15 protein-coding genes are annotated in these 13,849 nt (G+C 68.0%); 8 read left to right on the top strand and 7 right to left on the bottom strand.

The window, feature by feature from the left end; all coding sequences use genetic code 11:
- The first annotated feature begins 55 nt into the window (after window positions 1-55).
- Both FDA38_RS22060 and FDA38_RS22055 read left to right on the top strand, forming a co-directional pair.
- Window positions 56-556 (top strand): Lrp/AsnC family transcriptional regulator, encoded by a 501-nt coding sequence (locus tag FDA38_RS22060; protein WP_137255984.1) that lies wholly within the window; start codon window positions 56-58, stop codon window positions 554-556.
- Window positions 557-586: 30 nt separating this feature from the next.
- A complete protein-coding gene (locus FDA38_RS22055; protein WP_137255983.1) occupies window positions 587-1,390 on the top strand; it encodes a deoxyribonuclease IV in 804 nt (267 codons plus the stop codon).
- Here FDA38_RS22055 and FDA38_RS22050 read toward each other — a convergent pair.
- Entirely contained in the window at window positions 1,383-1,877 is a 495-nt protein-coding gene (locus FDA38_RS22050; protein WP_137255982.1) for a hypothetical protein, read from the bottom strand. The two genes, FDA38_RS22055 and FDA38_RS22050, sit on opposite strands and share 8 nt — an antisense overlap.
- A 28-nt stretch (window positions 1,878-1,905) precedes the next feature.
- On the opposite strand from FDA38_RS22050, the gene FDA38_RS22045 reads away from it, so the two are divergent.
- Window positions 1,906-2,439 (top strand): NUDIX domain-containing protein, encoded by a 534-nt coding sequence (locus FDA38_RS22045; RefSeq protein WP_137255981.1) that lies wholly within the window; start codon window positions 1,906-1,908, stop codon window positions 2,437-2,439.
- Here FDA38_RS22045 and FDA38_RS22040 read toward each other — a convergent pair.
- Genes FDA38_RS22040 through FDA38_RS22030 form a run of 3 tightly spaced genes read right to left on the bottom strand, consistent with a single transcriptional unit; the run spans window position 2,408 to window position 4,930 of the window.
- Window positions 2,408-3,616 (bottom strand): MFS transporter, encoded by a 1,209-nt coding sequence (locus FDA38_RS22040; protein WP_137255980.1) that lies wholly within the window; start codon window positions 3,614-3,616, stop codon window positions 2,408-2,410. The two genes, FDA38_RS22045 and FDA38_RS22040, sit on opposite strands and share 32 nt — an antisense overlap.
- 31 nt (window positions 3,617-3,647) lie before the next feature.
- Entirely contained in the window at window positions 3,648-4,367 is a 720-nt protein-coding gene (locus FDA38_RS22035; RefSeq protein WP_137255979.1) for an SDR family NAD(P)-dependent oxidoreductase, read from the bottom strand.
- Entirely contained in the window at window positions 4,364-4,930 is a 567-nt protein-coding gene (locus FDA38_RS22030; RefSeq protein ID WP_137255978.1) for a TetR/AcrR family transcriptional regulator, read from the bottom strand. Before FDA38_RS22030 ends, FDA38_RS22035 begins: the two co-directional genes overlap by 4 nt.
- Window positions 4,931-5,048: 118 nt before the next feature.
- Between FDA38_RS22030 and FDA38_RS22025 the strand changes: the two genes are divergently transcribed.
- From FDA38_RS22025 to FDA38_RS22010, 4 genes are read left to right on the top strand one after another with little or no spacing between them, the layout of a single operon-like run.
- Window positions 5,049-5,969, top strand: a complete 921-nt coding sequence (locus FDA38_RS22025; RefSeq protein WP_137255977.1) for an SDR family NAD(P)-dependent oxidoreductase — start codon at window positions 5,049-5,051, stop codon at window positions 5,967-5,969.
- A 54-nt stretch (window positions 5,970-6,023) separates the two neighbouring features.
- Window positions 6,024-7,154: a lipid II:glycine glycyltransferase FemX gene (locus FDA38_RS22020; RefSeq protein WP_137255976.1), complete on the top strand. Its 1,131-nt coding sequence runs from the start codon at window positions 6,024-6,026 to the stop codon at window positions 7,152-7,154.
- A gap of 4 nt (window positions 7,155-7,158) precedes the next feature.
- Window positions 7,159-8,160 (top strand): alanine racemase, encoded by a 1,002-nt coding sequence (locus FDA38_RS22015; protein WP_137255975.1) that lies wholly within the window; start codon window positions 7,159-7,161, stop codon window positions 8,158-8,160.
- A 42-nt stretch (window positions 8,161-8,202) separates the two neighbouring features.
- The gene (locus FDA38_RS22010; protein ID WP_137255974.1) at window positions 8,203-8,925 is read left to right on the top strand and encodes a methyltransferase domain-containing protein; all 723 of its coding nucleotides are present in this window, start codon (window positions 8,203-8,205) and stop codon (window positions 8,923-8,925) included.
- Here the strand turns inward: FDA38_RS22010 and FDA38_RS22005 are convergent.
- Window positions 8,915-10,069, bottom strand: coding sequence for an NAD-dependent epimerase/dehydratase family protein (locus tag FDA38_RS22005; protein WP_137255973.1), 1,155 nt, complete (start codon window positions 10,067-10,069; stop codon window positions 8,915-8,917). The two genes, FDA38_RS22010 and FDA38_RS22005, sit on opposite strands and share 11 nt — an antisense overlap.
- A gap of 156 nt (window positions 10,070-10,225) precedes the next feature.
- On the opposite strand from FDA38_RS22005, the gene FDA38_RS22000 reads away from it, so the two are divergent.
- Window positions 10,226-10,693, top strand: coding sequence for a GtrA family protein (locus tag FDA38_RS22000; protein WP_137255972.1), 468 nt, complete (start codon window positions 10,226-10,228; stop codon window positions 10,691-10,693).
- Here FDA38_RS22000 and FDA38_RS21995 read toward each other — a convergent pair.
- Both FDA38_RS21995 and FDA38_RS21990 read right to left on the bottom strand, forming a co-directional pair.
- Entirely contained in the window at window positions 10,599-12,797 is a 2,199-nt protein-coding gene (locus tag FDA38_RS21995) for a glycosyltransferase (protein ID WP_233714848.1), read from the bottom strand. The genes FDA38_RS22000 and FDA38_RS21995 overlap by 95 nt on opposite strands.
- Complete coding sequence (locus FDA38_RS21990) at window positions 12,794-13,693, bottom strand: NAD-dependent epimerase/dehydratase family protein (protein WP_137255971.1); 900 nt, start codon at window positions 13,691-13,693, stop codon at window positions 12,794-12,796. The genes FDA38_RS21995 and FDA38_RS21990 overlap by 4 nt, the downstream gene beginning before the upstream one ends.
- Window positions 13,694-13,849: the final 156 nt, after the last annotated feature.

The raw sequence follows: 13,849 nt of genomic DNA, 5'->3' as shown, positions 1-13,849 counted from the left end.
TCGAAGGAAGGCGTCTGCCCTTGTGGAGGACCGATATCGAAGGTGTTCTGGGGAGATGACCTTTCAGGAGCGCGAACTCGACTCCACCGACTGGCAGATCCTGGCCGCACTGCAGTCCGACGGCCGCCTGTCCTTCAACCAGCTCGGCAAGCGGGTCAACCTCTCCCCACCTGCCGTCGCCGACCGGGTCCGCCGCCTGGAAGAGGCCGGGGTGATCAAGGGCTATCGCGCCGAGGTCGACCCGGGCCGGGCCGGACAGCCGTTGTCGGCGTTCGTCCAGATGCGCTGCACAACCGGTCGGTGCCTGCTGAAGACCACCCGCGCCGAGGACTTCCCCGAAGTACTGGAGATCCACAAGCTCAGCGGCAACTCCTGCTCGATGCTGCGGGTCCGCGTCACGTCTATGCAGCACCTCGAGGGCCTGTTCGAACGGCTCGGCGAACACGGCGAGATGAACACCCACATCGTTCTGTCCACCGAGTTCGAAGGCCGCCCGGTCCAGCCGCCGAGCGACGCCGGGCGGACCGTGACCCGGTCGGCCGGATGGGGTTCCTGAACTGTCCGTGGAGAGTTCTAGGGTGGGGTCATGACTGTGAAGCTCGGTGCACATGTGGAGCAGGAAGACCCGTTGGCGGAGGCTGCCGATCGGGGTGCCGACCTGGTGCAGTTCTTCCTGGGGAACCCGCAGGACTACAAGGCGCCGAAGCTCGCGTACGCCGATGGCGAGGAGGCGCTGAAGACCCGCGCCGCCGCCGCGGGCGTGGATCTCTACGTGCACGCGCCGTACCGGTTGAACGTCGCGAACACGAACAACCGGATCCGGATCCCGAGCCGGAAGCTGTTGCAGCAGACGCTGGACAAGGCGGCCGAGATCGACGTCAAGGGCGTGATCGTGCACGGCGGGCACGTCGGCGACGAGGACGACCCGGAGGCCGGTTTCGACAACTGGCGCAAGTGCATCGAGCGGGCCGAGCTGCCGGTGCCGCTGCTGATCGAGAACACGGCCGGCGGGGAGAACGCGATGGCCCGGCAGCTGGACCGGATCGCGCGGCTCTGGGAGGCGGTGCAGGCCTCGGGCAACGACCGGCTGGAGAACGTCGGATTCTGCCTGGACACCTGTCACTTCCACGCGGCCGGCGAGGAACTGCCCACGATCGTCGAGAAGGTGAAGGCGATCACCGGGCGGATCGACCTGGTGCACGCCAACGGATCACGCGACGAGTTCGGCTCGGGCGCGGACCGGCACAGCAACTTCGAGGAGGGTCATATCGACCCGGCCGACATCGTCGCGGTCGTGCAGGCGGCCGGCGCGCCGGTCGTCGTCGAGACCCCGAACGCGAACAACGGGCAGAAGGCCGACCTGGACTACCTGCGGGCGCACCTCAAGTAGTGGGTGTCTTCGTCCGGTCCAGGCCGTACATCCAGTAGGTCAGGGCCCACGGGAGGAGCAGCGCCAGCGCGGCGGTGTTGCTCGACGGTATGAGAAGGCCGCAGATCACGGCGACCACCATGACCAGGGTGCTCAGCTGGAACAGGTCGAACGGGCCGAGCAGTCGGGTCCGCAGGGTGAGCTTGCCGCGGGCGCAGGCGACGTACGCCGCGATCAGTGCGACCAGGCACAGGACGGCGACGACTGCGCCGAGCCAGGAGAGCGCGCTGTAGGTCTTGTAGGTCTGGAGCACCCCGGAGAGCAGGAACACTCCGGTCAACACAGTCAGCCAGGAACAGGACCACAGGAAGCGGATGATCGTCCGCTGCTGCTTCTCCTCAGGACTCTCCTCGACCTTCGCCTCAGCCTCCGCATCGGCCTCGGCTGCCGCGGCCGGCTCGGTGTCGGGGCCCGGGGTGGACTCGGGCTCGGGGTCGGGGTGCGCCATGCGTGCGACGGTAGCGCAGAATGAGGCTATGCAGGCCTGGGCAGAGGAGTTCCCCGAACTGTTCGCACCCGGTTACTGGGAGTGGGGCGACCTCGATGTCCGGTTCACCGTCGACGAACCGCCGGACGAACTGATCAGCAACGTCCATGTCGTCTGCCGGACCACCGGCGGAATCGTTGTCTGCGGCAACGACATCGGCTGGCGCTTCCTGCCCGGCGGCACCCGCGAGCCCGGCGAGACGATCGAGCAGCTCGTCGAGCGCGAGTTGCTCGAGGAAGCCGGCGCGCGACTGACCGGCCCGCTGATCTGGCTCGGCGCCCACCGCGCCGACCATCGCCGGCCCGCGCCGTACCGTCCCCATCTGCCGCATCCGGTCTCGTACTGGGCGAACTTCGTCGCCGACGTCGTCATCGAGCAGGAGCCGACCAACCCCGAGGACGGCGAGCAGGTCACCGAGGTGCTGGTGCTGCCCCCGGACGAGGCGGCCGACTACCTCGACGGCCAGCCCGGCGGGGTGATGGGCCCGATCGTCAGGCTGGCTCAGGCACGACAGCTGGTTTAGCCGACCGCCAAGGCAGCAGTACGGCGCTCAGCGTGCAACTGATCCCTGCGACCCACAACGCGCCCCGCATCCCGATCGCCGTCGCGAGCACGCCGCCGAGCGCGATGAACGCCGGCTGCACGCACCGCGAACTGATCGACCACGACCCCACCACGCGCGACATGAACCCGTCCTCGGTCTGCTCCATCCGGTACGTCGCGAACGACGGGTTGAACGCGCCCGCACCGACGAGCAGGGCCGTCTCCGCCACGGTCAGCACCACGAACCCACCCATCCCGTGCGGCGCCAGCGGGAACAGCAGCAGCCACGGCGCCCGCAGTACGCCGAAGACCAGCAGCATCCAGTGCAGTCCGTACCGCCGGGTCAGTGTCGGGGCCATCCGCGCGCCGATCACCCCGCCGATGCAGGAGACGCCCAGCATCACCCCGTAGCTCCATGCCGCCAGCCCGAGGTCCCGCAGCATGAAGACGGCGAGCAACGGCGCCGTCATCATCACCGGTCCGCCGAAGAGCTGCGAGTTCCAGAACAAGGCTCGCAGTCCGCGATGCTGCAGGATGTATCGCCAGCCGGCGGTGATGTCCACCTTGCCCTCGCGCTTGACCGGCTCCGGCTCGGGCTGCTTGATCCGCCGGATCCCGATCGCGGAACCGAGGAACGACACCGCGTCGACCGCAAGCGTGATGGTCGCCCCGACCAGACTGACGAGCCCGCCGCCGATCACCGGGCCGACACTCAACGAGAGCCAGTTCGTCTGCTCGAACCGGCTGTTCGCCTCGGCCCGACCGGCCGCCGGGACCAACGCCTTCAGATGCGCACCGCTGGCAGCCTGGAACGCAATCGTGCCCGCCGCCTGCAACACCCCCGCCACACACAGCTGCGTAAACGTCAGTACGCCGAACGCCGCCGCGACCGGCACCGAGGCCAGCGCCGCGAACCGCGCCAGGTCCGCCGCGATCATCACCGGCCGCTTCCGCCGCTGCTCGATGAAGTCCCCCATCGGTAAGGCGATCGCTGCACCTGCCAACGCTGACAACGCCGCGAGCATCGAGACCTGGAGCGTGCTCGAGTCCAGCACGATGACCGCGACCAACGGCAGCGCGCCGAGGCCCACCGCCGATCCGAATGCGCTGACCGTGAACGCAACCCACAACCGACGGAAGTCCCGACCCAAAGACATCCCGCGATCGTAGAAGCAGCCGCCGACAGAATCAGCGCAGGTTCAGGCCGCCGTCGAGCAGGATGACTTCACCGGTCAGGTAGCTGTTGTGGATAACTGCGGAGATCAGGTCCGCGACGTCCGCGGGCTGTGCAGCGCGACGCATCGGGCTCGCGGTTTTCCACAGCTCCTGTGCATCGGTCCACGACTCGGTGAGCGGTGTATCGACGAGACCGGGCGCGACTGCATTGACGCGAACATCCGGTCCGAGCGCAGCGGCCAGCAGCTTGGTCACATGGTTCAGTGCGGCCTTCGAGGCGGCGTACGCGATCGAGCTGCCCTTCGGACGGACGCCGGCGTGGCTGGTCACGTTGACGATCGATCCGCCGGATTCGCGCAGCGCCGGGAGGGCCGCCGTACACAACAACCAGGGCGCGATCAGGTTGACGTCGAGCAGTCGTCGCCAGTCGTCTGCAGTGAGGCCGTCGAGGGATGGGTGCGGGACGGGCCAGCTGATGCCTGCGTTGTTCACGAGTACGTCGAGACGCCCGTGCTCACTCACGACTTCCGGCACCAACGCTTGCGCAGCTGCATCGTCGGACAGGTCGGCCTGGTGGTACGAGCCGCCCAGTTCGGCGGCCAGTGCCTTACCGGCCTCGTAGCTGGATCGCGAGTGCACCGCGACGGTCATCCCGTCCGCAGCCAGCCGCCGTACCGTGGCCGCTCCGATGCCGGACGCCGAGCCGGTGACCAGCGCCACCTTGCGGGTCACGCGCCGTACCGCATGCCGTCGATGAGCAGGTTGAGGAGCCGATCCGCCTGCTCGCGGCGGTCGGCCGCGGCCAGTCCGACGCCACTGAGGCTGATCAGTACGTCGTCCGCGGTGATATCGGAGCGCAGATCGCCAGCGGCTGCACCGGCCTCGAGGATCGGGGTGATCGCGCCGACGAGCAGGTCGCGGCTCTGCGCGTACGGATCCGCTCCGGACGCGATCACCGCTCGCAATGCATCAGCCATCCCCATCTTGCGAGACATGTAGTCGATGAAGCGATCCATCCACGCCCGCAGCGCTTCGGCGGGCGGGAGCTTCGCGAGCAGCTCCGACGCCGCATCGCAGACCGCCGCGAGCTCACTGCGGTACGCCGCCTCGATCAACGCCTCCCGGGTCGGGAAGTGCCGGTACAAGGTGCCGATGCCGACGCCGGCGTCCTTCGCGATGCCCTCGAGCGTCGCCTCCAGCCCGCATTTCGAGAACGAACGCGCCGCGGCGTCGAGGATCTGGCCGCGATTACGCAGGGCGTCCGCACGCAGCGGGCGCTCACCGGTAGCACTCATGTCCCCTCCCTCGGGCGTCAAACTTAGCGGACCTTGATAACCGGAGGCACCTCCGCTTAACTGGGGTTACCGGAGGCTCCTCCGGTTAAGCCTAGCTCGCAGAACAGGACTGGCACTGATGAGCAGATTCACCACACCGTTCGGATATGAGTCGACCGCGGCCGAGGTGATCTCCGGCGTCGACCTCAGTGGCCGCCGGGCGGTCGTCACCGGTGGCGCGTCCGGGATCGGCGTCGAGACCGTCCGTGCCCTCGCCGGAGCGGGCGCCGAGGTGACGCTCGCCGTACGGAACACCGCGGCCGGCGAACGCGTCGCCGCGGAGATCATCGAGAGCACCGGCAACAACCATGTGTTCGTCGCTCCGATCGAGCTCGCCGACCCGGCGTCGGTGCGCGCCTTCGTCGACAGCTGGACCGGACCGCTGCACATCCTGGTCAACAACGCCGGCGTGATGGCCGAGCCGTTGAACCGCACGCAGCAAGGCTGGGAGCACCAGTTCGCCACCAACCACCTCGGCCACTTCGGCCTCTCCCTCGGCCTGCATGACGCGCTCGCCGCGGCCGGCGATGCCCGCGTCGTCTCGGTCAGCTCGAGCGCACACCTGCAATCGGATGTGCACCTGGAAGACCTGCACTTCGAGCACCGTCCGTACGAGCCGTGGGCGGCGTACGGGCAGTCGAAGACCGCCAACATCCTGTTCGCGGTGGAGGCGGCCAAGCGCTGGGCCGCCGACGGGATCGTCACCAACGCGCTGATGCCCGGCGGGATCCGGACCGCGCTCCAGCGGCACGTCCCGGAGGAGATGCAGGCGGGGTGGGCGCAGTACCGCTGGAAGACGGTGGAGCAGGGTGCGGCGACGTCCGTCCTCCTGGCCGCCTCCCCTCTCATCCAGGGCGTGACAGGCAGGTACTTCGAGGACAACCAGGAGGCGCTCCCCAACGTCGCGGGCGAGCGGAACGGGGTCGCGCCGTACGCGCTGGATCCGGAGTCGGCCACTCGGTTGTGGGACGTCTCCGAGAAGCTGCTCACACAGGTTTGATCAGAAACCGGCTCAGCTGGGGTTGCAGCAGCTGGGCCGGTACTCTGACCCCCCGTGAGTGACTTCAGCATTCGGACCATCTCGGCCGACGAGCATGCCGCGTACATCGCGGCGCAGCCGGCGGCGAGCTTCCTGCAGACCCCGGGGTGGGCGGCGGTGAAGAGTGAGTGGAAGGCGGAGTCACTCGGTTGGTTCGACCCGGCCAACCCGGCGGAGCTCGTCGGCGTCGGGCTGGTGCTCTACCGGCAGATGCCGAAGGTGAAGCGGTACCTCGCCTATCTGCCCGAAGGCCCGGTGATCGACTGGGACGCGATCGACCTCGGCAGCTACCTGCGCCCGCTGGCCGCGCACCTGCAGGAGCGCGGTGCGTTCGGCATCCGGATGGGTCCGCCGATCGCGACCCGGCGCTGGACCGCGAAGACGATCAAGGACGCCATCGCCGGCGGTCAGCAGCCGAAGCTCGGCGACGTCCGCCCGGACGTGATCGAGCCGTCCGGCGCGACTGTCACCGAGCAGCTGCGCAAACTGGGCTGGAAGGCGCCGCGGGTCGCGGAGGGGTTCGCGGCCGGGCAACCGCAGTACGTCTTCCAGGTGCCGCTGGCCGGCCGCAGCCAGGACGACCTGCTGAAGGGTATGAACCAGCTGTGGCGGCGCAACATCAAGAAGGCGGACAAGGCCGGCGTCGAGGTGACGCAGGGCGGACCCGAGGACATCAAGGCGTTCCACGGGCTGTACGTCGAGACCGCGCAGCGGGACCACTTCACCCCGCGGCCGCTGCCGTACTTCGAGAAGATGTACGCCGCGATGGCGAACCAGCCGTCCGGCTGCTGTGACTTCCGGATCTACAACGCCCATCACGAGGGCGACCTGGTCGCATCGACGATCTGGGTCCGGGTCGGCGGACATTCCTGGTACTCCTACGGTGCCAGCTCGACCGCCAAGCGAGACGTGCGTGGATCGAACGCGGTCCAGTGGCGCATGATGACGGACGCGCTCGCGGCGGGCGCGTCCGTGTACGACCTACGGGGCATCACCGACACCTTGGACCCGAACGACCCGCACGTCGGGTTGATCCAGTTCAAGACCGGGACCGGCGGCGAGGCCGTCGAGTACGTCGGTGAGTGGGATCTGCCGTTGAACAAGGCGCTCTACACCGCATTCGACCTCTACATGAGACGGCGTTGACACCATGCCCCTAGTCCTGCACGTCGATTCCGATCGATGGCGTGATCACCTGCGTTCCACGTGGAACCCCGACATCGTTCCGGTCGCCAAGGGCAACGGGTACGGGTTCGGGAACCACCGGCTGCTGGCCGAGGCCCGTGCGCTCGGCGCGCGGACGGTCGCGGTCGGGACGTACTTCGAGGTCCCGTCGGACCCGCGCGAGGACGTCGTCGTACTGTCGCCGTGGCGGCCGTTCCTCGAGGTGCCGCAGAGCAGGAACGTGATCCACACCGTCAGCCGGCTGGCCGACCTGGTCTCGATCCCGGCCGGCAGCCGGGTGCTGATCGAGGTGATGACCTCGATGCGCCGCCACGGCATCGGGGCCCGCGAGCTGCGGCACACGATGCTGCTGAACGCGCTCGACCGGATCCGCTTCGAGGGCTGGTCGCTGCATTTCCCGATGGGCGCCGGCGGTACGTCGGCCAACCTGCGGGAGGCGCAGCAGTTGGCGAAGGCGGCGCTCGACGTACGCAAGGGCACGCTGTGGGTGTCGCACGTGCCGGCGCAGAAGCTGGCCGACATCGGTCCGGACGTGAAGCTGCGGATGGGCACCGGGCTGTGGCTCGGTGACCGGGGTGCGCTGACGGTCCGGGCGACCGTTCTCGACGTACATTCGGTCCGCCGCGGTGAGCGGGTCGGGTACCGGCAGCGCCGGGTCAGCGGCGACGGTCACATCCTGATCGTCTCCGGCGGTACGGCGCACGGCGTCGGGCTGGAGGCGCCGACCGCGGCCGCGAGTGTCCGGCAGCGCGCGATCGCGATGGCGAAGGGCAGCCTGGACGCGGCCGGGATGGCGTTGTCGCCGTTCAGCATCGAGGGCAAGCAGCGCTGGTTCGCCGAGCCGCCGCACATGCAGGCCAGCATGCTGTTCCTGCCGTCGTCGGTGGCACCGCCGGCGGTCGGCGACGAGGTCAACCTCGACGTCCGCTACACGACCACCACGTTCGACAAGGTGTCGATGGACTGACGCTGTTGACTTCAGGTGGACCTGAAGTTGCAGCGTAAAGTCATGAGCTTTCTGGAGCGGATCGAGGAACGGCCCGGTGCGGCCGAGCTGCGCGCGGCGTCGTACCGGCTGCTGGGGCTGAAACGCGGCGCGACCTGTGTCGATGTCGCCTGCGGTGCGGGGCACGCGGTGGCGGAGCTGGCCCGGAAGGGCCTGAAGGTGACCGGGATCGACGCCGATCCGGACGCGGTCGAGGCCGCGCGGGACCGGGTGCCCGGGGCAATGTTTCACGTGGCACATTCGGACGACCTGCCGCTGGAGACCGGGTCGATGGACGGGTACCGCGCGATGCGGCTGTTCCACCTGCTCGAGGACCCGGCCCCGACCATTGCCGAGGCCCATCGGGTCCTGCGTCCCGGCGGCCGGATCGTGGTCGGCGGGCAGGACTACGGCTTCGTGATGATCACCAGCTCGGACCAGGACCTCACCGACGTCATCCGCCTCGGCCTCGAGTCGCACACGGTGTCGCCACGCGCAGTACGAGACCTCCGCGACGCCCTCCTCGACGCCAAGTTCCACGACGTCGAGGTCGTCGTACACACCGACGTCATCACCGACCACAAACAGCTGGCCCCACAACTGAAAGCAGCCGCCACCGCCGCCGTCGACCAGGCCCTGATCACCAAGGAAGACGCCGACACCTGGCTCACCGAACAATCCACCCGCTCCCGCCGAGACCGCTTCTTGGCCGCGATCCCGACGATCCTCGTAGCAGCTACTGCTTGAGGTGGCCCTGCCAGCGGACTGTTGGGAGCAGGGCGGCTGGGTCGACGCGGTCCTTGTTGGCGGAGACGATGTCGAACATGGACTCGATCAGGGTTTCGGAGAGCAGGTGGGGCTGGAGGCCCAGGCCGACCAGGCCGGTGTGCTTCACGTTGTAGTAGTGCTCGGCCTGCTCGACGCGCGGGTTCTCCAGGTGCTCGACCTGGACCGGGCCGGGGAAGCACTCCGCGACCAGATCGGCGAGCTGGGAGACCGAGTAGCTCTCGGTCATCTGGTTGAAGACCCGGAACTCGCCGGCGTCGGCCGGGTTCTCCACTGCGAGCCGGATGCACTCGACGGTGTCCCGGATGTCGAGGAAGCCTCGCGTCTGCCCGCCTGACCCGTAGACGGTCAGCGGCTCACCGAGCACGGCCTGAATGCAGAACCGGTTGAGCACGGTGCCGAACACGGCGTCGTAGTCGAACCGGGTCGCCAGCCGCGCGTCCTGCACGGTCTGGTCGGTCTGCTGCCCGTACACCACGCCCTGGTTGAGGTCGGTGACGCGCATCCCCCAGATCCGGCAGCCGAACTCGAGGTTGTGCGAGTCGTGCACCTTGGACAGGTGGTAGAACGAGCCGGGCTTCTTCGGGTAGAGCATCCGGTCCTTACGCCCGTTGTGCTCGACCTCCAGCCAGCCTTCCTCGATGTCGATGTTCGGCGTGCCGTACTCGCCCATCGTGCCGAGCTTGACCAGGTGGATGTCCGGGTTGGTCTCGGCGATCGCGTACATCAGGTTCAGCGTGCCGACCACGTTGTTGTGCTGCGTGTACACAGCGTGTTCGCGGTCGATCATCGAGTACGGCGCGGCCCGCTGCTCGGCGAAGTGCACGATCGCGTCCGGCTCGAACTCGGTCAGCACCCGGTAGACGAACTCGGCGTCGAGCAGATCACCGACGTACGTCGGCATCCGCTTGCCGGAGACCTCTTCCCAGGCTGCCGCCCGGGTTTCGAGGTCCTCGATCGGGACCAGGCTCTGGACGCCCAGCTCGCGGTCGTACCCGCGGCGGGCCATGTTGTCGAGAACGGCCGTGTCGTGGCCGCGGTCGGAGAGGTGCAGTGCCGTCGGCCACCCCAGGTAGCCGTCACCGCCCAGGACGAGTACGCGCACGGCTCGGCCGCCTTCCGTCGGGGAACGTCGTCACAGTCCTTCCTATCCCGAGTACCCGCTCCAGTAACGTGACGGGGGTCATCTATTCGCTGGCAATCGGCTGAGAATTCCCGCCGGAGTGCTCTCGGGCGCTGCGCGGGTGCAGAATAGGCCCCGATGCGCGCTATCACCAAGACCGGACTCTCCCGCGGCCGATTGTTGCTGTGGGCGAGGTACTCGGCATCCTCCGTGGTCGCAACCGTGGTCAGCCAGTTGGCGTTCGCTCTGTGTTACTGGTTCGGTACTGCGGCGATCGTCGCGACCGTCGTCGCCTGGTTCGCCGGCGCCGTCCCGAACTACGTCCTGAACCGCCGCTACACCTGGGGCCGCAGCGGTCAGAAGTTGCCGTACACAATCATCGTGATCGGCTCCGCGGTCACCGCCGCGGTGGTCACCTCGGTGACGGACCACCTGGTCCAGCCGATCGAATCACACGCCTGGAAGACGATGCTGGTCTCCGGCTCCTACCTCGCGACGTACGCGATCCTGTTCATCGTGAAGTTCGTGCTGTTCGACCGGCTGGTGTTCGCCAAGCCTGCGCCCGCCGCCGAGAACGTCGAAGCACGTACTCCCGTAACCACGTAGTCGTCATCACCCGCCCGTAGTTGGCGCCGTACACGAGGCCCGGGCCCTTCTTGCTGCTCCCGTCACCGCGCCGGCGCATCGTCATCGGCAGCTCGACCACGCGGGCACCGATGGCCAGCGCACCGAGCAGCAACTCAGAGGACTGGTACTGCGGTTCGCGCAGCGTCACCGCCGTCGCCAGCTCGGCCCGCATCGCGCGGAACCCGAACGACGTGTCGGTCAGCTTGCGCCGGGTCAGAATCGACGCGAGTACGGCGAAGACCCGTACGCCGACCCAGCGCAGCCGGCTGTCGGCATCCTCCGCTCCGAGCCGGCGCGAACCGGTGACGAAGTCGGCCCGGTCGGTCAAGATCGGCTCCAGCAGTACTTCGAGCTCGCTGTTGTCGTACTGCCCGTCCGCGTCGGTCGTGACGACGTACTCCGCTCCGCCTTCGGCTGCGAGGTTGTACCCGAGCCGGAGCGCGGCGCCCTGACCACGGTTGCTCGGGGCAACACACACGAAAGCCCCGTGTTCGCGGGCGATCTCGGCGGTGTTGTCGGTCGAGCCGTCCACCACGACGAGTACGTCGACGGGCAGGCCGGCGCACGTACGCGGCATGTTGGTGAGCACCTGGCCGATCCCGCCGGCCTCGTTGTACGCCGCGATGACTACGACGACCGGTGCGAACTCCTGCTTGCCGAAGTCCTTTACTGCAAGGGAATCGACGGTGTCCGGGTAGTCCGCCATCGCCGGGCGAGCCTGGTCCTTGCCGAGAATCGCGCGTAGCCCGATGGCGCCTGCGAGCGGGAAGAAGATCAGTCCGGGCAGTTGGTAGCGCCAGGAGAACTCAAACGCCGCTGACCCGAGCAAGAGGATCACACCTGCTGCTACCGGCAGCAGTGCGGCTGAGCGGAGACCTGACGTCTTCGCTCGTCCCAGGCCGGCTACTGCGGCCAGTGCGATCAGCGCATAGAGGGCTAGGAGCGTGCCGGACGTGTAGCCGCCGTGCAGTTGGTACGCGCGCAGAATGACCGCAGGTACGTGGCTGACGTGTGGCTCCGACCCGCCCCATTTCACCGCTGCCTTCGCGGTGTTGGGGTCACTGAGGTTCGGATAGGTCAGCTGGAACTGCCAGCGGTTCAGCGGTACGTCGTTGGGCGAGCTGGTCCGTGTCGGCGCGAAACCCTTCCCGAAGTCCTTCAGCGCGGCCCACGTCACGTCGAGCGGCTGATGCCTGATGACGAGGTGCGCGAACTCGGTGGCCAACTGGCGCTTCGTCGTACCGGGTGGGAGGGGGCCGGGCCAGTTCGGGTCGCCGTAGTGGTTGTGGGCGTACTTGTCCACGCCGAGGCGCTCCCCCAGCGGCTCCTTCGGGCAGAACAGTCGCGTGCCCTCGTTGAGCGGGAGCTTGGCGCAGTTGGCGACCGTGGCGGTCCGCCCGTACAGGATCTGGTTCTCGGCGCCGGTGAAACCCCAGCGGCCGGTGTCGGCGCGGTAGTAGCCGACGTACGCGGCGAAGACGATGGCGAATCCGGCTATGGCTGCCGCAGTACGGCGTACGACGTCCATGCGGCGCTTGCGCCAGGCGTTGCCGACCACGACCAGGTAGAGCACCACTGCGATCAGCAGGACCATGCCGATAGCGCGGACTGTGAAGGCAGTGCCGATCAGTACGCCGACGACGGCTGCGCGATTCCAGCCGGGCACGCGGCCGAGGAGCAGCCACAGGATCGCTACCAGGATCACGTCGAACGTGGTCTCGGCCATGATGTTCTGCTCGATCTGCACCTGGTAGGCGTCGAGCAGGATCGGCGCCGCAGCCACCGCGGCCAGCCAGCGGTACACGGTGAGCCTGCGGGCCAGTGCGTAGATCGCTACGCCCAGAAGCAGTCCGACGAGGTGCTGCACGATCACTACGAAGGTCAGCCCGCCGATCCAGACCAGCGGACCGAGCACGAGGTCGTAGCCGATGGGGTTGAGCTGGTCAGGGCTCAGCTTCCCCATGTTCGTCAGGTACTGCACGGAGTCGGTGTAGACGATCGCCGGCCGATAGGCGATGACCGCGAGCACCCGCAGTACGACACCGAAGAACAGGAAGATGGCCAGCAGCCAGTGCTTCCTCACTGCAGCTTGAAGTATTCCCACGTCCGCGCCAGGCCCTCTTCCAGCGTGACCGTCGGCTTGTAGCCAAGGTCGTTGGCGATGTCTACAACCACCGCGGGCATCTCGCCCGCCGGCGCGTCGATGTGTTCCGCGGGCACCGGGCGGCCGGTGACCTCGCGGACGGTCTCGATCATCTCCAGCACCGACACCGACCGTCCGGAGCCGATGATCGCGCGACCGTCGTACCTGCTCTCCAGCGCGAGCAGTACGCCGCTCACCACGTCGTCGATGAACACCAGGTCCCGCCGCTGCTGCCCGTCGCCGTACACCTTGACGCCGGTCCCGCTGAGGGCAGCGCGCATCATCCGCGGCACGAAGCTGTCCTTGTGCGACATGCCCGGCCCGTAGACGTTCGTGAACCGCAGCGCGGCGGTCGACATCCCATAGCTCCCCGAGTACGCCGAGAGCAGCATCTCCCCCGCCGCCTTGGTCGCGCCGTACGGCGTGAGCGGCCGTAGCGGGAGGTCCGCGGTGATGGTCGACGTACCCACGTCACCGACCACAGCGTTCGTCGACGCGAGTACGAACCGATCCACACCACTGCCCCGGGCCAGCTCGAGCAGGACCTGAGTGATGGTGACGTTCTGCGCGAAGGTCTGCATCGGAGCGTCGACCGAGCGCAGCACCGAGGTCAGCGCGGCCAGGTGGACCACAGCGGTCGGTCTGGTCTCGAAGGCCGCGATACAGGTCTCCTGCTCGGCCAGATCACCCGTTACCACCTGCACGCCCGCGTCCCAGGACGCATCCGGCGGCTCACGGTCCACAGCGGTCACCGCGACCCCACGCTCCCGCAGGGCGGCGACCACAGCCCGCCCGATGAACCCGGCCGCCCCGGTGACCAGCACACGTTCGTCCATGGGCCTCAACCTACCGCTCACAGACCAACTGCAGGACACGGGCGAACGGTGTGCGACGAACCCTTGACCGCGGGTGATCATGATGGGCAGGATCACCCCGGGCGCGGGCTGACAACCTTGTCATCGGGGCCGCGTACTCATACCGGTGGGCGGGGG

The organism is Kribbella jiaozuonensis (assembly GCF_005233875.1).
Taxonomy (GTDB): domain Bacteria; phylum Actinomycetota; class Actinomycetes; order Propionibacteriales; family Kribbellaceae; genus Kribbella; species Kribbella jiaozuonensis.
This window is presented reverse-complemented; position numbering and strand designations above follow the sequence as displayed.